General features: G+C 72.0%; 17 protein-coding genes. 4 read left to right on the top strand and 13 right to left on the bottom strand.

Annotation, left to right across the window (positions count from 1 at the left end; all coding sequences use genetic code 11):
* Window positions 1-56: 56 nt before the first annotated feature.
* The 4 genes from ABEA24_RS30375 to ABEA24_RS30390 all read right to left on the bottom strand — a co-directional run bounded on the left by ABEA24_RS30375 (window position 57) and on the right by ABEA24_RS30390 (window position 6,344).
* On the bottom strand, window positions 57-2,195 hold the full coding sequence (locus ABEA24_RS30375) for a glycoside hydrolase family 36 protein (RefSeq protein ID WP_345434595.1): 2,139 nt from the start codon (window positions 2,193-2,195) through the stop codon (window positions 57-59).
* A gap of 291 nt (window positions 2,196-2,486) precedes the next feature.
* Window positions 2,487-3,542, bottom strand: a complete 1,056-nt coding sequence (locus tag ABEA24_RS30380; protein WP_345434596.1) for a LacI family DNA-binding transcriptional regulator — start codon at window positions 3,540-3,542, stop codon at window positions 2,487-2,489.
* Window positions 3,543-3,867: 325 nt separating this feature from the next.
* The gene (locus ABEA24_RS30385; RefSeq protein WP_345434597.1) at window positions 3,868-5,952 is read right to left on the bottom strand and encodes a sugar ABC transporter permease; all 2,085 of its coding nucleotides are present in this window, start codon (window positions 5,950-5,952) and stop codon (window positions 3,868-3,870) included.
* A 95-nt stretch (window positions 5,953-6,047) separates the two neighbouring features.
* The gene (locus tag ABEA24_RS30390; protein ID WP_345434598.1) at window positions 6,048-6,344 is read right to left on the bottom strand and encodes a Rossmann-fold NAD(P)-binding domain-containing protein; all 297 of its coding nucleotides are present in this window, start codon (window positions 6,342-6,344) and stop codon (window positions 6,048-6,050) included.
* A 49-nt stretch (window positions 6,345-6,393) separates the two neighbouring features.
* On the opposite strand from ABEA24_RS30390, the gene ABEA24_RS30395 reads away from it, so the two are divergent.
* Entirely contained in the window at window positions 6,394-6,867 is a 474-nt protein-coding gene (locus tag ABEA24_RS30395) for a MarR family winged helix-turn-helix transcriptional regulator (protein WP_345434599.1), read from the top strand.
* A gap of 64 nt (window positions 6,868-6,931) precedes the next feature.
* Here the strand turns inward: ABEA24_RS30395 and ABEA24_RS30400 are convergent, their stop codons facing one another.
* Window positions 6,932-7,438 (bottom strand): NUDIX domain-containing protein, encoded by a 507-nt coding sequence (locus tag ABEA24_RS30400; protein WP_345434600.1) that lies wholly within the window; start codon window positions 7,436-7,438, stop codon window positions 6,932-6,934.
* 227 nt (window positions 7,439-7,665) lie between these two features.
* Here ABEA24_RS30400 and ABEA24_RS30405 point away from each other — a divergent pair, with 227 nt between their 5' ends.
* Window positions 7,666-9,600 (top strand): family 20 glycosylhydrolase, encoded by a 1,935-nt coding sequence (locus ABEA24_RS30405; protein ID WP_345434601.1) that lies wholly within the window; start codon window positions 7,666-7,668, stop codon window positions 9,598-9,600.
* A 332-nt stretch (window positions 9,601-9,932) separates the two neighbouring features.
* Here the strand turns inward: ABEA24_RS30405 and ABEA24_RS30410 are convergent, their stop codons facing one another.
* Complete coding sequence (locus ABEA24_RS30410) at window positions 9,933-10,763, bottom strand: enoyl-CoA hydratase-related protein (protein ID WP_345434603.1); 831 nt, start codon at window positions 10,761-10,763, stop codon at window positions 9,933-9,935.
* A 283-nt stretch (window positions 10,764-11,046) separates the two neighbouring features.
* Here ABEA24_RS30410 and ABEA24_RS30415 point away from each other — a divergent pair, with 283 nt between their 5' ends.
* Together ABEA24_RS30415 and ABEA24_RS30420 are read left to right on the top strand one after the other, a co-directional pair.
* On the top strand, window positions 11,047-11,214 hold the full coding sequence (locus ABEA24_RS30415) for a DUF3117 domain-containing protein (RefSeq protein ID WP_345434604.1): 168 nt from the start codon (window positions 11,047-11,049) through the stop codon (window positions 11,212-11,214).
* A gap of 96 nt (window positions 11,215-11,310) precedes the next feature.
* A complete protein-coding gene (locus tag ABEA24_RS30420; RefSeq protein WP_345434605.1) occupies window positions 11,311-12,786 on the top strand; it encodes a leucyl aminopeptidase in 1,476 nt (491 codons plus the stop codon).
* 158 nt (window positions 12,787-12,944) lie between these two features.
* Here the strand turns inward: ABEA24_RS30420 and ABEA24_RS30425 are convergent, their stop codons facing one another.
* From ABEA24_RS30425 to ABEA24_RS30455, 7 genes are all read right to left on the bottom strand, one after another.
* Window positions 12,945-14,057 carry a hypothetical protein gene (locus ABEA24_RS30425; protein ID WP_345434606.1) on the bottom strand — a complete coding sequence of 371 codons (1,113 nt, stop codon included), beginning with the start codon at window positions 14,055-14,057 and terminating at the stop codon, window positions 12,945-12,947.
* Between the two features lie 114 nt (window positions 14,058-14,171).
* Entirely contained in the window at window positions 14,172-15,107 is a 936-nt protein-coding gene (locus ABEA24_RS30430) for a hypothetical protein (RefSeq protein ID WP_345434607.1), read from the bottom strand.
* Between the two features lie 14 nt (window positions 15,108-15,121).
* Window positions 15,122-15,268: a hypothetical protein gene (locus ABEA24_RS30435; RefSeq protein ID WP_345434608.1), complete on the bottom strand. Its 147-nt coding sequence runs from the start codon at window positions 15,266-15,268 to the stop codon at window positions 15,122-15,124.
* A gap of 30 nt (window positions 15,269-15,298) precedes the next feature.
* Entirely contained in the window at window positions 15,299-16,033 is a 735-nt protein-coding gene (locus ABEA24_RS30440) for a polysaccharide deacetylase family protein (RefSeq protein ID WP_345434609.1), read from the bottom strand.
* The gene (locus tag ABEA24_RS30445) at window positions 16,030-17,430 is read right to left on the bottom strand and encodes a polysaccharide deacetylase family protein (protein WP_345434610.1); all 1,401 of its coding nucleotides are present in this window, start codon (window positions 17,428-17,430) and stop codon (window positions 16,030-16,032) included. The genes ABEA24_RS30440 and ABEA24_RS30445 overlap by 4 nt, the downstream gene beginning before the upstream one ends.
* A gap of 12 nt (window positions 17,431-17,442) precedes the next feature.
* The gene (locus ABEA24_RS30450; protein ID WP_345434611.1) at window positions 17,443-18,966 is read right to left on the bottom strand and encodes a polysaccharide deacetylase family protein; all 1,524 of its coding nucleotides are present in this window, start codon (window positions 18,964-18,966) and stop codon (window positions 17,443-17,445) included.
* The gene (locus tag ABEA24_RS30455) at window positions 18,959-20,305 is read right to left on the bottom strand and encodes a glycosyltransferase family 2 protein (RefSeq protein WP_345434612.1); all 1,347 of its coding nucleotides are present in this window, start codon (window positions 20,303-20,305) and stop codon (window positions 18,959-18,961) included. Before ABEA24_RS30455 ends, ABEA24_RS30450 begins: the two co-directional genes overlap by 8 nt.
* Between the last annotated feature and the right edge of the window lie 122 nt (window positions 20,306-20,427).

Consider the following 20,427-nt stretch of genomic DNA (forward strand, 5'->3'; position numbering starts at 1 on the left):
CTTTTCGCGAGGGGGTGAGCCCCGCCCTGCTGTGGCAGAGCGGTCAATCTAGCGGTTCAGAGGGCGTTCTTGCTGGTAGAGCGGATGCGGAGGAGGCGTGCGGCGACCGTTTCGGTGTCGGGCGCCGAGATGGACAACCGCCCGGTCTTGGACTCGAAGTGATGACCGAAGGCCGGGAGACGGCGGGGGAAGAGCGTGTCGATCTCCACGTCGGCGCCCGCCAGGTGCGGCAGGGACAGCACCGTGCCGTCGGCGGTCCCGCCCCGGTACCAGACGGTGACGTACGTCGTGTCGCCGGAGCGCAGCGCCAGGCTGAGCCATGGATCCGACCAGCCGGGCAGGCCCAGCGGCCACAGCGGCGTGGACGCCGCCAGGTCGGCCCGGATGTCGCGGTGGACGGTGACGGCGTCCCGCACGGAGTCCAGTTGCCGGTCCGTCATCCGGTCGAGGCGGCCCGACAGGTAGAGGCGGCCGAGGAGGCCGGTGCACAACGTGAAGGCGATCTGCTCGTCGCTCATGTCCGGCTGCGGATACGCCCAGTTGCCGGACTGCTCCGGCAGCAGCGACATCGGCGCCGCGGCGGCGATCGGCGGGTAGCGCAGGAAGTCCTGCTGGTCACTGGTGGACTGGAGCTGCATCCGCGACAACATGGCGTAGTCCATGCGCATCGCCCCGGACGCGCAGTTCTCCAGGATGAGCCCGGGATGCCGGTCCAGGACACCGTCCAGCCAGGCCAGGTGGGCGCGGTTGTGGGCCAGCAGGCCCGCTCCGGCACTGTCGGCGTCCCGGTCGGTGCCGACGCCGGGGTCGATGTTGTAGTCGAGCTTGAAGTAGCCGACGCCGAGCTGCTCGACCAGCCGGTTGATCGTCTCGTCCAGGTGGGCGACGGCGCGAGGGTGCCGCAGGTCCAGGTGGTAGCGGCCGTGCTCGACCACCCGTACGCCGCCACGCTGCAGGAACGCCTCGTCGGGCAGCTTGTCGGCGATCGGGCTGCGAACCCCGATCACCTCGGGTTCGAGCCACAGCCCGGGCACCATCCCCCGCCGCCGGATGTGGGCGAGGACCTCTTCGATCCCCCGGGGGAACCGCGCCTGGGACGGCTCCCACGCGCCGACGCTGTCCCACCACGCGCCGTCCCCGTACCAGCCGGCGTCGATGCAGAACACCTCCGCGCCGACGCCGGCCGCCGCGTCGATCAACGGCAGCAGCTTCGCGGTGGTCGGGTCGCCCATCAGGGTGTTCATGTAGTCGTTGAACACGATCGGGAGGGCGTCGCGGTCGGGGTGCGGCCGTACGATGGCGCGCCGGTGGGCCGTCAGCGCTGCGGCCGCACCGTGCAGACCGTCGCCGGAGACGGCGACCGACACCGGAACGGTGGTGAAGGAACCGCCGGGCTCGAGGTCGTGCTGCCACTGGTGGTCGAGATCGGTCGGGCCGAGCAACGCAACGTACGCGCCGTCGAGACGTTCACCGGTCTCCCAGCGCCACGCGCCGTTGTGCTCGACCTGCCACAGCCAGGCGTCTCCGCCCTCCCTGTCGATCAGGCCGCCGGTCGGCAGGTCCCGGCCGGTCGACCAGGTGCCGGTGCTGATGGCCGCGAACCGCCCGCGACCGTTCTGCCCGTGGAAGGGGAGATTGAGGTCGACCGCGCTCTCCCGGAAGGGACGGCGGCTCCATCTGCCCTCGCCGATCCACTCACTGGAACCCCGTACGAGGTCCAGGCGATCGACCGGATGGCCGAGGAAACCGGCGGAGAAGGACGACACGCCCAGCAGGAGGAGCGGCCGGTCGCCGTGGTTGGTCACCCGGACCTGACTCCGCACCGCGCTCACGCCGTCGGTCGACCGGAGCATCACCTCGACCCGCAGGCCCGTCGGCCCGTCGCGCAACTCGATGCGCAGCAGGTGCCAGCGGCCGTCCCGGGACCGTTCACTGCCGACGAATTCCAGGCGGCGGCCGATCGTGGTCTCGGAGAACCGCTGCGATATGGCGTCTCGTCCCGTACCGGCGGTGAGGATCTCCACCAGCGGCTGAGCCGTACGACCCGGGGGAGGGCCGGTGCGGCCGGGCGTCATCGTGCGCACGCTCACCGGCCGTCCCGGGGTGACGTCCACGACGAGGGACAACGCCGAGTGCCCCCACGTGATGCTCGTTTCGTCGTCGAACGCGCTCAACTGCTGCTCCTTCTTGGTCACCGGCGGGAGGACAAGGGGTCGGGGCCTGTCTTCGCGGGGTCGCCGGGAAGACCGGGCGCCCGGCCGCTCGGATCGCGATCTCGGGTGCCATCGGCGCTCGGTGGTGTGCCCGCCACAGTGACGCCGGTCGGCCGTGTCGTCGTTCTTTGTCCAGGTCATCAGGGCCGGTCACCGGCCGATCGAAGAAGTCCTTCTCGATCGCCCGGAGTGTGACCGGTCACATGCGGACGAGTGTGACCGGTCACATTTGCGAAGGGAAGGTCCCGTTACCGTCTTGTTACAAGTGGATTTCTAGCGTGTCGCCCGAGGTGGGGCGGTCGACTCCCGGACGACCAGGCTCGGGGCGGTCAGCGAGATCTCCGGGCGCGGCCGGCCGTCGAGTTCGGCCGCCAGGGCGGCGAGGCAGGCACGCCCCCAACCCGCGAAGTCCATTCGAATGGTGGTCAGGGCCGGAATCCAGTACGCCGAACCGGGAACGTCGTCGAACCCGACGAGGCTGACGTCCCCGGGAACGTCCCGGCCCGCGTCGTACAAGGCGCGACGTACGGCCATCGCGGTGTCGTCGTTGCCGCACAGGATCGCCGTCACCGCGTCATCGGCGGCCAGCGCACACCCTGCCTCGTACGCCGATCGGGCGTCCCACCCGGCGGCCACGATCTCCGGAACCGGAGCCCCCGCCTCCGTCAGGGCGCGCCGCCACCCCGCCTCTCGCCCCCGCGTCCCGGCCTCGGACGGGATCGCCACATGGTGCACCGTACGGTGCCCCAGCGACAGCAGGTGCCGGGTCGCGTCGGCGGACGCCTGCTGCTCATCCAGGCAGATCGTCGTCCGCCCGGCCTCGGCGAGAGCACCCGGCTCGATCGCCGCGACCGCCGGGACGTCGCCGGGGAGCCGGCGCAGCAGTTCCATCCCCGCGGCATCGAAGGCGATCACCACCACGCCGCCCACGCTCGGATCGCTGACGTGGTCGACGGCCTGCTGGATGTCGCCGGAGCGGGCAGACTCGATCACCTGAACGCCGACGGCGAGCCCCTCCTCGCGGGCGGCCTCCTCGATACCCTGAAGCGTGGCGGCGTAGCCGTAGAGCGTCGTGTTCGAGGTGACGACCGTGACGGCGCGGGCGCGCCCCAGCCCCAGCGCGCGGGCCGCGCGGTTCGGCCGAAAACCCAGCCGCTCGATCGCGTCCATCACCTGATGCCTGGTCTCCGCCCGCACTCTCGGCGAGTCGTTGAGGACCCGAGACACCGTCTGATAGGAGACGCCGGCCGCCGCCGCGACGTCCCTGATACTCGGTGCCGCGTCCCGGCGCTTACGGGATGGGGCCCGCTCAGGAGACGGTTGGCTCACGCCGTCATGGTGATTGCTCGACCGACGCCCGGTCAAACCCGGCCGACCGACGGGTGCCACCCGGACCAGGGGTTTCGCCGCGCCGGCGAGCCGTCCTCCCGGTCACCCATCGCTCGGTCGCCGACCACGCCGGACAGACGGCAGCGGCTCGCCGCCTCGGGGCCGCCGACGTCGGCCGACCGGCCCCGGCAGAGGTGAAAACGTTAAGAGGAATACCTCGATCGGTTCTTCGACACCGGAGACGAGCGTCAGGGCGACCTGTAGAGCTCGATGTTCGTGAGACCTTCGAGCCGGCGAATCCGGTGCAGGCGTTTCCGGACGCGCATCAGTCGCTTTCGCCGCGCGGAGGGTCGTCGGATGCATCCTCGGGGCGAGGATCTTCCTCCTTTGGACCGGAAGACGCCTCGTCGTCGCTGTCGTCGGACTTCGGTTCGGGCATGGAGTCGGGCTTGGACTCGGGGACGGCCGGAGGCTTGGGCTTCGGATCGGCCGATGTGGCATCGGGAGACGCCGGGGCCTGGGGCGGTGGCGGGGCGTACCCGGGCGGTGGGCCGTAGCCAGGCTGAGAGGCGTAGCCGGGGGGCGGGCCGTACGGCGACGGAGGGCCGTAACCCACCGGCGGGGCGTAGCCGGGCGGGGGCGCGTACGAGACCGGCGGACCCGAGGGCGGCGGGAGTCCCGGGCCGCCGAGAGCCGGGGCCGGAGCGGGCCATCCCGGCTGCTGGGCGGCCACCGGCATGCCCACAGCCTCCTCGTCCGGGCCGGTGGTGATGACGAGCCGGTCCAGGTAGAAGATCTGCAGCGCCGCCAGTGCGATGAACACCAGCACCACCGCGACGATGGGCGTCGTCAGCCCGACCTGGGCGTTGGCGGTGAAGAACTGGCTCACGCGGTTCGTCAGTTCGAGCGGCGCGGTCCGGTTGCCGGCGCCGCCGGTCACCAGGATCGGCCAGAGCAGGCCCTGCGCGCCGATCAGGGTGATCGCCCCGGCGAGCAGGCCGGCCAGGGGCAGCGCCGGGACGACCACCGTCGCGAAGAACGACGGCGCGGCCGGGGCGCCGGTCGTGCGCTGCGCCCGCCAGCGGGCCGCGTGCCGTCGGCAGAAGAGCGTCAGGATGAGGAGCGCCGGGACGCTCACCCAGATGGGCGAGAACAGCGACGCGAACTTGTCGAGGAGTTTCAGGCTCCGCTCGTTCTCGAAGCCGGAGACGCTGAGCGGGCCGATGCCGACGAACAGCCACGGCGCGAACGGCAGGAGCAGCAGTTCGCTGCGGCGGCCGAGCGGGCGCAGGCCGCCGATGCCCAGCGCCGCCAGGAACGCCACGCCGACGGAGACGAGGGCGTTGAGCAGCGGCGGGACCCAGGTGTTCAGGTAGATCTTGCCGGTGGACGCGCCCGAGGAGGGGCCGTGCCCGCTGGAGAACAGCGCGGACAGCCAGGGCCACGAGCCCAGAATCGTGATGATGAGGGCCACGACCACGGCCAGGATCGCGATCACCGAGCGGGCGGCGTCCGGGCGCGGGCCCGGCTCGGCTGCTCCGCGCCGTGGGGCCGGGGTGAGCTTGATCCCCAGGCTCGTCCTGATCGCGATGAGGGTGGCTCCCACCCCGAGGACCGTGAGGATCAGGCCGGTGATGGTGGCGACGGCCGACCCGAGGCCCAGGTTCGCCCTCTGGAACGCCACGCTGTACTGGAGGCCGGCGAGCGTGGTCGACTTCGGCGACTCGCCCAGAACGGCCGGGAACGTGAACGCCTGCAGGCTCGTCGCGACGGCCGCCAGCGCGACGATCGCCCCCACCGCGAGCATCGCCGGGGTGATCCGCCGGCCCTCGGCGCGGGCGCGCAGGACGGGCAGGAAGACGAGGAGCGCCAGGCCGCACACCGCGCCGAACAGCGCCGCCGCCGTGACCAGAGGGATGACGGTCGCCGCCTTGTCGGGGCTGTCGATCCGGCCGAAGATCGTGGCGACGCCGCCCTTGCCGGTCACCTGGCCCATGCGCCAGGCGACCGCGACCGCCACGGGGGAGAAGACGACGAGCGGCAGCGACATCAGCACGCGGCCGATCCGGCGGGGCCAGGTGCCGGCCTGGTCGAGGGCGGCGGCGAGCGCCGGGGCGACCAGGACCGCCACGAGGATCGGCACGACGGAGATGCCGATCGAGAAGCCCAGCGCCCGCCAGAAGTCGCCTTCCTTCAGGATCGTGCCGTAGTTGTCCAGGCCGACGAACCGATGGGACTGGAGGAGGAACCGCGAGTCCTGGAAGCTGCGCACGATGGTCTGGCCGGTCGGGACGACCAGCGAGACGAGCGCGAGTACGGCGGCCGGGAGGATGAGCACCAGACCGGGACCGAGGTTCCGATCGGTGGCGGGTCGGCCTGCGACGGGTAGCGCCGGGGGAGGTGGGGCCATCGTCCGCTCCGCGTTCTTCCGTTGTGATCGATCTCGGGTGATCGTCAGTGCTGACGGTAACGCCCGAGGGACGTCCTTGTCGCGGGTCCGTCGCCTCATGGCCTCTCCAGGCCGACGAGCCGGGCGCTCAGCGTCCACAGGCGCTCCGCGGCAGCGCGGTCCTGGGCGAGGGCGCCGGGCCGGGCCGGCCTGCCGTTCTCGAAGTAACCGCCCGTCACGTCGGCGACGTCCGGAGAGCTCGCCAGGTGGATCGAGGTCCGCGCCCCCTTCTCCGGGTCGGCCTGGAAGGGCCGGGTCAGGCGCAGCATCAGCGCGAACGCGCCGGTCGCGTCCCGGCCGAGCGCGGTCCGTACGAAGCCGGGGCTGGCCCCGTCCATCAGGATATTACTCATAAACAATGACTATCATGCTCCATGTCCGCAAAGGCGTATGATCGCTGACATGGCGGATGAAGGAGGCAAATCCGAAAAGGGCGGTCCCATCCCGCAGCCCGAGCTCCGGGCCAGCACCGGCTACCTGCTGGCACGGCTCGGCGCCGAGTCGCGGCGGCGATGGGCGCGCATGCTCACCGAGCACGGGATGACGCCGCATCACTACGGCGCCCTCATGACCCTCGACAACCTCAAGCTCACCCACCAGCAGCGCCTCGCCGAGCTGATCGGCGTCGACCCGCGGAACGCCGTCTCGGTGGTCGACTTCCTGGAGCGCCGAGGGCTGATCGAGCGGACCCGGGACCCCGCGGACCGGCGCCGTCACGCCATCGCGCTGACCGCGGAGGGCCGGACCGTGATCGCGGGGCTGCGCCGTACGGGAGAGGGGATCGAACAGGACATGCTCGACGGACTGACCGACGACGAGCAGGCCGCGCTGCACGTCCTGCTGCACCGGCTGTTCGAGCTCACCGTCGACCGATGAGCGCGGGCCGTACGGCCACGGGCGATCCGCGGAGCGGCGGCACGTGCTCCCGGAACGCAGCCGGCTACGGCGCGATCTCCGCGTCGGAGGGCCGGGTCACCGGAAGGTACTGGGTCTCGCCGGTCCGGAGGGCGTGGAGCGCGGCGGGGAGGCGGCCGGCGAAGGCGGCGTTGAGCATGCCGACGCCCTCCTCGACCGTCACGAACGCGTAGTCGTCGAGCTCCTCCTCCTGGAGCCGGATCGGCGGGTCCCCCTCGTAAACGCCGCAGTCGAACATGAAGTACACGCTCGAGCGCGGGCGCTCGTCGTCGGTGGGGACCCAGTCGGCGACGAGCAGGCGCCCCGCCACGAGGCTCAGCCCGACCTCCTCGAGCACCTCGCGCTCGCATCCCTTGTGCGGGGCCTCGTCGGCCTCGACCACGCCGCCGGGGAAACCCCAGTACGGACGGTAGTTCGGCTTGACGAGCAGGATCCGCCCGGCCGGGTCGGTGATGAGGCCGCCCGCCGCGACGTACACGGACGGAAGCGAGGCGTACCAGTCCTCGGCCGACAGCCATTCACGTTGCGTCACCCAGCCGACGCTAACAGCCTCCCGGCCGGGCCGGATGCCGGAACCGGCCAGGATCGCCGCGACACCCCTTTCCGGCCAGGTCACAACCCGTACGGACGGCGCGCCGGACTCAGCCGTGTCGCCGGTGATCTGGAAGTCCTGCGCGAAGCTGCTTACGATGCCGGGGAATCGATCACATTAGAGCAACTCCCGGGGGTGAGTGGCTCACACGTCGTGGAGGCGATGCCGTGCGCCGGTTCGTCGGAACACTGACCGGAATCATCCTCGCCGGGGCGCTCGTACCCGTCGTACCGGCGGCCGGAGCGTCGAGCGGCGCGGCGAACCCGGCCCCCGTCGTCGTGCCGGGCCTGCGCGAGTGGCACGGCGCGACCGGGACCTGGCGGCCGCGTCAGGGCGACCGGATCATCGTCGAACAGGCCCGGCTGCACACCCTCGCCACGCGGTTCGCGACCGAGCTGCGCGCCGCGTCGGGCGTGCGCGTACCGGTCACGAGCGGCCGGTCCCGCGCCGGTGACGTCGTCCTGTCCCTCGGCTCCTCCGACGCGCAGCTCGGCGACCAGGGGTACGCCCTGCGTGTCGGCGACGCGGTCACGGTGCGCGCCCGCAGCGAGACCGGCGTCTTCTACGGCACCCGTACGATCCTGCAGGCGCTGAAGGCCGGATCCGTCCTCCGGGGCGACGCCCGCGACTGGCCGAACCTCCCCGAGCGCGGGCAGATGCTCGACGTCGGCCGCAAGTACTTCCCGGTCTCCTACCTCAAGCAGCAGATCCAGCGGATGGCCTGGTACAAGCTGAACCTGTTCCACCTGCACCTGTCGGACTGGAACGGCTTCCGCATCGAGAGCAAGAAGTTCCCGGGCCTGGCGGCCAAGGAGCACTACACCCGGCGTGAGCTGCGCGACCTGCAGGACTATGCCCGCCGCTACCACGTGACGATCGTCCCGGAGATCGACCTGCCCGCCCACTCGGTGGCGATCAGCAAGTACGACCCGAGCCTGGCCTTCACCTGCGACTCGCTGTCCAAGCCGAACACCGGCTGGGAGGGCCACGACGCCGGCGGCTGGACCCTCGACGTCACCAAGGAGCACACCCGGACGTTCATCCGCGAACTCCTCGACGACATCATCCCGATCTTCGACGGGCCGTACTTCCACATCGGCGGCGACGAGATCCCGCTCGACCCGGCCAAGAACGCCTGCCCCGAGCTCGTCGCGTACCAGAAGGCCAAGGGGTACGCCGCGCCCGGCGACGTCTTCACCGCCTTCGCCAACGAACTGGACGCCCAGGTCCGCGCGCACAGCAAGACCACCCAGCTGTGGCAGTGGTGGGACTACAAGCAGGCCCACGGCGTCGAAGCGAACAAGGACATCCAGGTCAACGAGTGGCTGAGCAGCCCGGTCGCCCGCGCGCAGGCGGGCTACCAGGTGATCGGCTCCCAGGACGGCCACCTGTACGTCTCGCCCGGCTTCTCCACCTCGCCCGGCGGCTACGGCTACGCCGACCCCCGCCACATCTACGGCGAGTACGACTTCGTCGCCGCACCCGGCATCCACGGCTACAAGATCTCCCGCTGGTCGGACAAGGCCGAACAGAACCCGCCGGAGTGGTTCGACTTCTTCGCCCGCCGCCCGATCGCCGCGCTCGCCGACCGTACGTGGGGCGCGCCCCGCGACGGCGACTTCAAGGCCTTCCTCGACCGGTACGACCAGGTCGGACTCCCCGGCGACCGGACGGGCCTGTCCCAGAAGGGCTGGAAGCTGGTGTCGGCCTCCAGCCAGGAGACCGTGCACGAGAACGGCGCCGCCGCGAACGCCTTCGACAACGACCCGTACACGATCTGGCACAGCGACTGGTCGGCGAAGCTCCCGCAGGAGATCACCATCGACACCGGGGCGGCCCAGCGTCTCGGCGCCTTCCGGTACATGCCGCGACAGGACGGCGGAATCAACGGCCGCGTCGCGTCGTACGAGCTGTACGTGAGCGCCGACGGGCAGCACTGGGGCGCACCGGCGGCCAAGGGCACGCTGCCCGACACCCAGCTGGAGACCACCGTCCCGTTCACCCCGGTGAAGGGCCGCTATGTACGGTTCCGGGTGCTGAGCGAGCACGGCCCGAGCAAGACGTACGCCTCGGTCGCCGAACTCGACCTGTACCGCGGCTGACCGGTCCGGGGCCGGCCGGCCGCGCCGAGGACACCGGGGCCCGTGACGACACGGGCCCCGGCGTGCGGCGATGCGACCGCTCGTCCTGTACTCGGCCGATCCGGAAATCGCCCTGACACACCCCGACGCCGATCGAAGAGCGGCGCCAGGAAGCCGGGCCGCCGCTGCCGCGCTGTACCCAGGCGCACTGAAACGCCGCGCCGCACGCGCGCATCGGAACGCCGCGCGGCACGCGCCGAAACGCCGCGCGGCACGCGCGCATCGGAACATCGCGCCGGAAACACCGCCTCCTGCCTGGCTGCGGTTCCCGTCCGCCGGGCGGCGTGCCGGGGTCAGCGGCCTTCGAAGACGGGCTGTTCCTTCTTGAGGAAGGCCTTGGTGGCGTTCGCGTGGTCGGCGGTAGCGGCGCAGGCGTCCTGGAGCTCCGCCTCCTTGGCGAGCGCGTCCGCGAGGTCGGCGGTGGCCGCGTGGTCGAGGGCGGTCTTCACCGCGCCGTACGCGGCCGTGGGCCCGGCGGCCAGCCGTTCCGCGAGCTCCCGCGCCTCCGCGTCGAGCCGGTCGGCGGGTACGACGCGGTTCACCAGGCCGAGTTCGAGGGCCTCGGCCGCCCGTACGGGCTCGGCCAGCATCAGGAGCTCGGTCGCCCGGGCCCGGCCCACCAGCCGCTGCAGCGTCCACGACAGGCCGCTGTCGGGGGCCAGCCCGATCCTGGTGAACGCCGTCGCGAAGGACGCCTTCTCCGACGCGATCCGGAAGTCGCAGGCCAGGGCCAGGGAGAACCCCGCGCCCGCCGCGACGCCGTTGACCGCGGCGATCACCGGCTTGGGCATTCGGGCGATCGCCAGCACGATCGGGTTGTAGTGGTCCTGGATGGTGCCGTCCAGGCCCCGGCCCGCCTCCAGGTTGGCGGCGTGCTCGCGCAGGTCCTGCCCGGCGCTGAACGCCCGGCCGCTACCGGTCAAGATCACCGCCCGCGCGGCCGAGTCGTCCCGCGCCCGCTCAACCGCCGCCCGCAGCGCCGTCTTGGTCTCGGCGGTCAGGGAGTTCATCGCGTCCGGGCGGTTCAGGCCGATCGTCGCAACGCCGTCCGCCAGGTCGTACCGCACGCTCTCCGCCACGTTCAGGCTCCTTTGCCTGCGCCCGGCACCGGGGCGCTCCGTCATCCGAATCCTCCAGGCAACGATCGACGACGCCGGAGGCACCGGGCAAGAGCCGCGCCGGAGGTCGCGGAAATCGGGGCCCACCGGCCCCCGGATCCGGGCCGCCGAGGGCCGTGGAGACGGCCCCTCGGCAGGTCTCAGCATGATCTCGAAGCTGATCGTTACCACTTAGCGCCCGGAAAACGGGATAATGGACCACCACTAGTTGACTTGAAGCGGCAGACGGGTCAGCGGCCAAAGAAGCCCGGCGGCCCTGCGCGGCCCTAGGCAGGAAGGGGATGCACGCATGGCGGCGATGAAGCCGCGGACAGGCGATGGTCCGCTCGAAGTTACCAAGGAGGGGCGCGGAATCGTCATGCGTGTCCCGCTCGAAGGCGGCGGGCGGCTCGTTGTCGAACTGTCGGCGGACGAGGCAGGCGAGCTCGGGGACGCGCTGAAGAACGTCGTCGGCTAAGACGACGTCCCACCCTGGTCATCGAGGTTTCGCGAAGGCCCCGGCGGACGAACGCCGGGGCTTCGCTGTTCGTACCGAACCCGTACAGGAGAGGCCTTGCCGGTCAACACCCAACTGAACAGCGTCGACGGCACGATCTGGGACATCGCGTCGACCGTCGAGGTCGTCGCCGTGCCCGTGCTGGCCGGTCCGGAGATCGATCCGGCCTACGCGGAGGAGCTGACCGGCCTGTTCGCCCTCGGCGCGGCCGACCTGCTCGCGCATGAGAAGGCGAAGGGCGGCCCCGGGGAGGTCGTCGGTGCTCCGCTCCGGCTGGGTGACGGCATCACCGACCTGCTGCTGTACGGCGTCGGGGACGGCTCGCCGGCGGCGCTGCGCCGGGCGGGCGCCGCCATCGCGCGGCGCGGGCGGGGCTGCGCGCACGTCGCCGTGGCCGTACCGTCCGGCGCCGGCGACGAGGGTCTCGCGGCGTTCGCCGAGGGACTGCTGATGGCCTCGTACGACTTCCGCGTCGGCGGCCCGCCGAAGAAGCCGGCCGCCGAGAAGATCACCCTGCTCACCGACGCCGAGGCCGCCGTCGAGCGCGGCGCCACGGTGGCGGGCGCCGTGGCGATCGCCCGCGACCTGGCCAACACGCCGTCCCGGGAGAAGTCCCCGCAGTGGCTGGCCGAGCAGGCCGAGCGGCTCGCCGCCGAGTCCGGCCTGACCGTACGGATCCGCGACGAGCGGGAGCTGCGCGCCGGGGGCTTCGGCGGGATCGTCGCGGTCGGCGCCGGGTCGGCCCGCCCGCCCCGCCTGATCGAGCTGACCTACGAGCCGGACGCGCCGGACGCCCCCGCGCGGCACGTCGTGCTCGTCGGCAAGGGCATCACGTTCGACTCCGGCGGCCTGTCGCTGAAGCCGAACGAGAGCATGAAGAACATGAAGACCGACATGGCGGGCGGCGCGGCCGTCATCGGGACCATGACCGCGCTGCGGGCCCTGCGCGTGCCGGTCCGGGTCACCGGCCTGGTCGCGGCGGCCGAGAACCTCCCGTCCGGGTCCGCCATGCGTCCCGGCGACGTCATCCGGCACTACGGTGGTACCACCTCCGAGGTGCTCAACACCGACGCGGAGGGCCGCCTGGTCCTGGCCGACGCCCTCGCGTACGCCGACGCCGAGCTCGACCCCGACGCGCTCGTGGACATCGCCACGCTCACCGGCGCGGCCAAGCTCGCGCTGGGCCTGCGGCACGGCGCGCTGTACGCGACCCAGGACGCCCTCGCCGCCGAGCTGCTGGGCGCGGGAGCGGACAGCGGCGAGCCGCTGTGGCGGATGCCGCTGACCGAGGACTACCGCGAGGCCATCGACTCCGACGTCGCCGACATCGCCAACATCGGCCGGGGCGGCTTCCGCGCGGGTTCGATCGTCGCGGCGCTGTTCCTGCGGGAGTTCACCGGGCGGCGAGCGTGGGCGCATCTCGACGTCGCCGGGCCGGCCCGTGCCGGCTCCGACGACGCGGAGATCACCCGCGGCGCGACCGGCTACGGCGTCCGCCTCCTACTCCGCTGGCTCGGCGGGCGGAACGCCTGACCGCCTCCGCGGCCACCTCCTCAGCCAGAACATCGGCGCGGCGACCATCTGGGCCGACGCATCGCGACGTCGCCGGGCCGGCCCGTGCCGGCTCCGGCGACGCCGAGATCACCCGGGGCGCGGCCGGGTAGGGCGTCCGCCTCCTGCTTTGCCGCGGGTCACTCCGACCGGCGGATCGAGCCGAGCGCCCGCAGCGCCGTCGCGTACTCGTCGGCCGCCTCCTGAAGCGCCTCGACCGACTCACGAAGGATGCCGAATCGGCGATCCTCGGCGACGCGGCTGAGCCGGTGCAGCGGGACCACGATCGCCCGGAAGGCACCTGGCGTGTTGGACCGGATCAGCGGAACCCGGCCGTACATCGAGTCCGCCGTGTCGTGGTAGCCCCAGTGACCCGGCGCATGCCGGATCAGCGTCTCGCCCACGTAGCGAACCGCCCCCACGACGAACGGGTCGTCGGCGGCCGAATCGACCGCGTTCCAGTCGGCGAACCGATGGAGGACCTGCCGTTGCAGCGCGTCCAGGGAGTCGAGGGTGAAGTCGAAGGGGAAGTCCTCGGGCAGGAACCGGGCACGCCACCCGTCGAGCGCATCGACCATGCCGGACAGCCAGCCGTCAAGGGAGACCTTGGCCGGTTCGGTCATGTACCGGCGGTCGTCCTGCATGTACCACTCGACCGTGCCCGGCTCCGCCGTCGGCTGCTCTCCGGGCCGCGTCCGGTCCATGTCCAGCCCGTGGAAGTCCAGGCCGAACTCGTCCCGAAGCGCTCCGGCCTGTTCCGGCGAGGCCAGGACGTACACGTCGTCCTGGCAGGCTTCCCTCTTCTCCCGGAGCAGTTCGTAGAACACGCGCGGATCATCACCGCCCGGGTCCAGATCGTTGATCTGTTCTGACACCGCCGCCTGGTCTACGTAGTCGTCGGACTCGTGCTCGACGTGCCACCAGACCGGCTCGCCGTTGCGCAGGAAGTGCAGGTACTCGGCGCCGTCCTCGTCGTCCTCGTCGCGCACCAGCACGACGTCGGTGACGACCACCGCACCGCCGGTGCACGCCGTCACCTCCTTCTCGAGCAGGTACGCGTAGTAGCTCTCCACGAAGTCGACGTCCTCGCCGTGCACCGAGACGGCGATGCCGAACTCGGGCAGCCAGCCGAACACGTCGCGCTCGTCCAGATCCTCGTCCAGGTGATCTTCACGCCACTCGGCGATCCCGGCCAGCACCGCGGCGGCCTTCTCCTCCGTCACCATGCCCAGCCCGACCATCCGATCGGCCATCCTGCGAAGTGTCCTTCTCGCCATGGCGCGCGATTATGGCATCGGCGGGCGACAGCGCGACCGCGAGCCTGACGCCGGTTCCGGGGCCGGTGCGGCGTTCCGGCCCCGGAGCGGTCACGCCCGGGTGACGCGGAAGCCGGCGAACTCGAAGTCGCAGTTGTCACCGCGCAACCCGACCGCGCCGGGCGTCAGGATCGCCGCGCCCTCGCCGCCGTCGTCGGTGGCGGACAGCACCTCCCGGCCGTCCTTCACGACGGTGATGGTCACGAGCCCGCCGCCGGACGTCCTGATCCGGACCCGGAACGCCTGCCACCGGCCGTACGGGACGGCGTACGGGGCCTGGCCGAGGGTGACGTACGTTCCGCCGTTGGCCTCGCCGCCCGGCAGCTTCTTCTTGACCACGATGAGGCCGTCCCGGCGGTTCAGCGAGACGACGTAGAGCTTCTCGGCGCTCTGCCAGCGCAGGAAGACGTGCACGCCGTCGATCTCCGACGCCGCCGCGCGGCCGGCGCCGGTCAGCCCCAGGTTCCGCAGCCGCAGGGAGACCGCCACGTCGTCGAAGTCACGGCGGCGCGTGGTCATCCGGAACACGCTCGACCCGGTGCTCCGGGACGACCCCGCGTCCGGCGCGGAGGCGTCCGGCACGCCCGTCCACGCGACGCCCCGGCGGACGAACAGCGACCCGCTCGTGACGTCCCAGTCCCGGGAGACGTGGGTGCCGGGCGTGCGCGGGTTCCAGTGCGCGAACTCGTTGGTCACCAGGCGGTCCGGCCCGGACAGCCGCGGCGCGAACAGCGCCGGACGCGGCCGGGCCAGGACCGCCAGCGTGGCCGCCGCGGCGACCGCGACGGCGGCGCCGACGATGACCGCCCGGCGGCCCCGCCACCGAACCCCGCTGCCCGGCCGCCGGACCTCGCCGTTCCGCCGCCGGACCCCGCCGCCCCGCCGCCGGACCCCGCCGCCCCGTCGCGGGACCCCGGCGGCCGGGACCCCGGCGGCCGGGGCGTCGGCGCCACGGAACGGGCGCGCCGCGCGGAGCGCGTCTCCCACACGCCCCCCTCGATTCACGCGAACGGCGTCTTCCGTACGCCCGTCGTGCCGATCCGCGTGGGCGGCGTCTTCGGTACGCCCGTCGTGCTGATCCACGTGGCGGGCGTCTTCCGTGGGCCCGCCATGCCGATCCACGCGGACGGCGTTTTCCGTACGCCCATCGTGCCGATCCATCGACGCGTCCTTCCCGGTCAGTCGGTGGCGAGGGCGGTGCAGAACCCGCGTTCGCGGAGCCCGCGGATCACGGTGGGCAGCGCCTGGACGGTGGCGGCGGACTGCCGTACCCCGTCGTGCATCAGGACGACGGAGCCGGGCACCGCCTGGTCGAGGACGGACGCGGCGATGTCGCCGGGCTCGCGGCCGCGCCAGTCGTCGGTGTCGATCGACCAGCGGATGACGCGCATGCCCAGCAGCTTCGCCTCCCCGTCCACGGCGGCGCTGGTGTTGCCGAACGGCGGCCTGAACAGCGTCGGGGCGGGCGCGCCCGCCGCGGTGATCGCCTGCTGGGTCGTGGTCAGCTCCCGGTCGATCTGCGCCTGGTCGAGGTCGGCCAGGTGCGGGTGGCTCCAGCTGTGGTTCTCCACGAGGTGCCCGTCCGCGACCTCGGCCCGGATGAGGTCCGGTCGCGCGGCGGCCTTCCGGCCCATGACGAAGAACGTCGCCCGGACCCGGTAGGCGCGCAGGACCTTCAGCACCTGTGGCGTGTAGATGTCGGGCCCGTCGTCGAAGGTCAGCGCGACCCGTCCCCGCGCGCAGCGGTTGTCGGTCCGCCCCGCCTGCAGCATCGCGTTGGTGACGACCGTACGGGCCTTCTCGGCGCCCGCCTTGCGGGGCGGGGACAGCACGTCGACGGTGAGACCCGCGGTGAGGGCCAGCAGCCCGACCCCCACCCCGAGCTCCGCGAGTTTCCTCTTCGTGAGACTCATGGGTTGGCCGGATCCGTGATGTCGTAGTCGTCGGTGTAGATGGTGCCGGTGCCCGCGAGCGAGAGGCCGATGCTCAGGCCGGTGGCGCCGGAGGGCACGGCCGGGCTGGTGAAGGCGGGGGTCTTCGTCCAGGTGCCCGTCGCGGGCAGCGCGGGTCCGCTCGTCCAGTACACCCAGGTGCCCGCGCTCGTTCGGTAGTACAGCGTCAGCTTCACGGGCACGTCGGCCGCCCAGCTGCCCTTGTACCAGACCGATGCGGTGTAGGTGTGGCCCGGCGTGGCGACCGGCGCGCAGGTGTTCGCGTCCTGTTTGGAAACGAGCTTGCGGTCGCCGCTGGTCCAGGACGTGACGTCGAGCTTCTGCGAGTACGAGCCGGTGTGCGCGTCGGTGGACCGGGTCCAGGTGTAGGTGTTGGTGCCGTACCCGCCGTACTGGAAGCAGGCCGGCAGCCCGTTGGAAGCGGACTCGAGCGAGGGGTTCTGGACGAGGTTGCCGTGGGTCGGCGGGTTCAGCGGCGGGCCGTTCACGGGTGGCTGCTGGGCGCCGCCGATCACCTGGTCGACGGTCTTCACCGTCGTGCCATGCAACAACCTGCGCGGGGCGAGCCAGTCGAGGAAGTCCGACAGCGTGCTCGGGCTCACCGAGTAGGTGTCCGTGCAGGCGTCGCAGACGTGGTGGAAGACGAGCTGCACCCAGCCGCCGCCGTGCTGTTCGGCGTTGGTGACGTAGCCCTTGATGGTCGCCAGACTCGTGTCGGACTTGATCGAGTCGGGTGTCTGCGTGTTGTACACGTCGGCGGGCGGGATCGTCTCGGTGTACCCGCAGCCGTCGCAGGAGCCAGGGGAGGTGACGCCGCCGACGGTCCGGGCGCTGTTGTACCCGCAGTCGTGCACGATCTGCTCGGCCGCGGCGTTCGACGCGCCGTACGGGTAGGCGAAGTTCTTGATCGCGAAGCCCCAGTTCAGCAGGGTCACGCGGTCGTTGCAGACCTCTCGCTTGACGTCGTCGGAGGACAGGGTCGTCAGGTCGGCGTGGTCGACGGTGTGGCCGCCGATCTCGTCCCCGTCCGAGGCGAGCGCGGCGATGTCGGCCTGCGTCATGTAGTTGGTGAGGTTGGTCTGGCCGCTGTTGATGTAGAAGACGCCGTGCATGGCGTGGGCCTGGAGGACCGGCCGCGCGTTGGTGAACTGGTCCTTGACGCCGTCGTCGAAGCCGAGGGTGACGACGGTCGTCGTGGCGGCGTGCGCCGTCGTGACGCCGGGCACGGCGAGTGACGCGCACAGCAGGACGAACAGCGCTGCCAGGGCGTGTCCGGTGGGTCTTGTTCGTAGCAGCCGGACGGAGATCCATCGGACACGCCCTGGGCGCGTCGTCGGCGGAGGAGGCGTGGGGGTCATCGGTCCTTCTTCCTAGGGTTGCGGGGTGAGGGTCGGGGCGCCGTAGACGACGGTTCGGTGGCCGCCCTCGGCGGCGATGGCGAACTTGATCCCGCCTTCGTGGAGCCGCCGGTCGAAGGTCGCGCGCAGGCGGCGCCCGTCGACGGTCACGTCGGCGGTGTCGCGGCGGACCTGGATCCGCACGGTCCGGCCGGCGCCGCCCGGCGGGAGGGCGGCCCTGGCGAGCACGACCCGGGCCGCGTCGCCGATCTGCTGGCGGACCACGACCGAGCCCTCCCCGATGAGGACCTCGACCCGGCCGCGGTGGCCCGCGCCCGCCCCGTCCCGTACGGCGATCACGGCGGCGGCGTGGCGGTCCACGCCGGTCAGGCGCGTGCGCAGCGTGTAGTCCGCCCACTGGCTGGTGTTGACGCCGCTGAGCATGCAGGTCCCGTAGCCGTCGCTGCGGACGGCGAGCGCGGCGGGCCGGTGGGAGCAGGTGGCGAGGTCGCCCATCCAGTGCAGTGCCGCCAGGTCGTGGGGCGGCGCGACCGGCACCGCGCCCCGGACCATCTCCAGCAGGTCGGACACTGACGTCGTCGCCCGGACGCCGATGCGGTCCAGCGTCCAGCGGGGCGACCGCGCGCTGATCGCGTTGACGTGCTCGGTCGGGACGTTCTCGCCGACGAAGGCGACGCCGAACCCGGCGGCCCGCAGCAGATCGGGCAGTTCCCGGGCGAGCGCCGGGGAGTTCCCCACGCTGCCGGTGTCGCCGAACGGGTAGGAGAAGGCGCTCGCGGGCCGCCCGAAGACGCGGCGGAAGAACGCCTGGCTCTTGGCGAGGTCGCCGCGGACGCGGGACCGCCACGCGGCCGGGGACTCCAGCCGCCCGTGCAGGAGGATCCGGTTGCCGAGCGGCGATGCCAGGTCGCCCGGCACCGGGACCTGTTCGTGCAGCGCGTGGGTGTGCGAGCCGAACTCCCAGCGGCCCGTCGCGCGCAGCGCCCGCAGCTGCCGGTTCGACAGGTAGTACGACGGGGTGCCCGCGGCGACCATCTTCGACGTGGTCAGGAAGGCGACCGCGGTGAAGTGGTACCGCTCGAGCATCGGGTCGACCGTCGTCCAGTCGGTCAGCGTCCCGTCGTCGAACGTCAGGAGCAGTGCCCTCGGCGGCAGCCGTACCGGCTGGTGCGCGATGAGCCGCTCCACATCGGCGAGCCGCACCGTGCGGTACCCCGCGGCGGCCAGGGCGGCCAGGTGCTCGCCGAACAGCCGCCGGGTCAGCGTGCTGCCGGCGTGGTCGTCGTCGGACACCGCGTGGTACGTCAGCACGACCACCGACCCGGGGTACCCGGGCAGGCCGGCGGCGGCCCGCGCGGTGGCCGTGTCCAGCCGTACGGGGACCGGGGCCTGCCGCGGTGGGTCGAACGGGCGGCTCGCCGTGACCCACACGACGAGCACGAGGGCGAGGGCGGCCGTGAACACCGCGCCGTTCACGGCGGCGGTCAGCCGCCCGACCGTCCCGGGACCGGCCGCCGGGCGTGCCGCCTCAGCCATCCTGCACCGTCCGCGGGGTCGGCTTGATTCGCGGGTACGGCGGCCGGCGCCGGTCCACCGAACGGGTGCCCCATTTCCCGTCGCGAATGCGGGCGATCGCCCACAACAACTGCGGCGAGAAGGTTATGTAGAAAAAGGTTCCGATAAAGGCGTACAGCCACAGGCCGTCTTTTCTCAGCATGCGGTACACGAACGCATACGCCATCGAGACGAGATAGAGGCCGAGGAAATAGATCAGCGGCGAGTGCCCTTCCACGACGGCCCGGGCGATGGTGAGGAAGATGACGATGGGGCTGAGCAGTCCGGCGCACGTCTGTACCGCGACGGACGGCAGCGCGCGGGTCCGGGTGCGCCAGATGTGCGACAGCAGCAGCGGCCCTTCTCGGCTCCAGGACTTCTTCCAGCGCAGCTGCTGCCGGAAGAACTTCCGGTACGCGTCCGGGACGTCGGTCCACGCCTCCGCCCGTGAGTCGTACCGCGTCACCCAGCCGGCCTTGATGACGCGGTTGGTCAGCGCCCGGTCGTCGCCGTAGGTGCACTGCGTGCCGAGGAACCGTTGGTTCTCCCAGGCGTCCAGCAGGGGTTCGACGGCCGCGCGGCGGTAGGCCGCGAAGCAGCCGGAGCAGCACGTCACCGCGCCCAGGACGGACTCGGCGCTCTTCAGCAGCTGGAACGAGACGTAGTAGCGCGCCGCCTGCATGCGCGTCAGCGTGTTGGTCTCGGCGTTGCGGGCGTAGGTGAGGCCGGAGATGGCGCCGACCTTCGGGTCGGCGAACCCCTGGACGAGTTTGCGCACCGCGTCCGGGCCGGGCATCGAGTCGGAGTCGACGAAGACGAGGATCTCCGCCGACGTCGCGCGGATGCCGGCCGCCATCGCCGCGCGTTTGCCCTGGTTGCTCCCCAGGTCGACGCACTGGACCGATCCGACGGGATGGCGGGCGGCCGCCCGCAGCATGTGGTCCCAGGTGTCGTCGCTCGACCCGTCGTTGACGACGACCAGCTCGAGCCGCTCCCGCGGGTAGTCCAGCGCCATGCAGGAGTCGATCGTGCGGGCCACGGCCTCGCCCTCGTTGAAGGCGGGCACGATGATCGCGACCGTGGGCGTGATCGCCGCGTCGCGCGGCGGCCGGTAGAAGGCCGCCAGCAGGAAGCGGCTCAGCACGTAGCCGCTGACGGCGATCGTGTACGTCGGGGTGAACGGGTCGCCGCGCAGAAAGGCGACCTTGATCCCCACGTGCCAGCCGATGACCAGGCAGATGACGGTGACGCCGACGAACGCCCCGAGGGACGCGAGCCGCCCGGGCCGGGCTCGGTTCCCCGGAAGGGGTGGCGTGGTCACGAAAGCTCTCCTCATGCTCGAAGGGCAGGGCAGGGCAGGGCAGGGCACAGGACGGTGCCGGCGGGCCGGCGCGGATTCGGTTGAGGGCGGCCGGGGATCCGTGGAGCGGGCCGCGGAGGCGT

The organism is Actinoallomurus vinaceus (assembly GCF_039542055.1).
In the GTDB taxonomy this organism is placed as follows: Bacteria; Actinomycetota; Actinomycetes; order Streptosporangiales; family Streptosporangiaceae; genus Actinoallomurus; species Actinoallomurus vinaceus.

What these genes read in the sequence shown, in the direction of transcription:
- ABEA24_RS30385 (WP_345434597.1), bottom strand. Translation starts at nt 5,952, where the DNA reads ATGGCCCCACCTCCCCCGGCGCTACCCGTCGCAGGCCGACCCGCCACC.
- ABEA24_RS30390 (WP_345434598.1), bottom strand. Translation starts at nt 6,344, where the DNA reads ATGAGTAATATCCTGATGGACGGGGCCAGCCCCGGCTTCGTACGGACC.
- ABEA24_RS30395 (WP_345434599.1), top strand. Translation starts at nt 6,394, where the DNA reads ATGGCGGATGAAGGAGGCAAATCCGAAAAGGGCGGTCCCATCCCGCAG.
- ABEA24_RS30410 (WP_345434603.1), bottom strand. Translation starts at nt 10,763, where the DNA reads ATGACGGAGCGCCCCGGTGCCGGGCGCAGGCAAAGGAGCCTGAACGTG.
- ABEA24_RS30415 (WP_345434604.1), top strand. Translation starts at nt 11,047, where the DNA reads ATGGCGGCGATGAAGCCGCGGACAGGCGATGGTCCGCTCGAAGTTACC.
- ABEA24_RS30425 (WP_345434606.1), bottom strand. Translation starts at nt 14,057, where the DNA reads ATGGCCGATCGGATGGTCGGGCTGGGCATGGTGACGGAGGAGAAGGCC.
- ABEA24_RS30435 (WP_345434608.1), bottom strand. Translation starts at nt 15,268, where the DNA reads ATGGGCGTACGGAAAACGCCGTCCGCGTGGATCGGCATGGCGGGCCCA.
- ABEA24_RS30440 (WP_345434609.1), bottom strand. Translation starts at nt 16,033, where the DNA reads ATGAGTCTCACGAAGAGGAAACTCGCGGAGCTCGGGGTGGGGGTCGGG.
- ABEA24_RS30445 (WP_345434610.1), bottom strand. Translation starts at nt 17,430, where the DNA reads ATGACCCCCACGCCTCCTCCGCCGACGACGCGCCCAGGGCGTGTCCGA.
- ABEA24_RS30450 (WP_345434611.1), bottom strand. Translation starts at nt 18,966, where the DNA reads ATGGCTGAGGCGGCACGCCCGGCGGCCGGTCCCGGGACGGTCGGGCGG.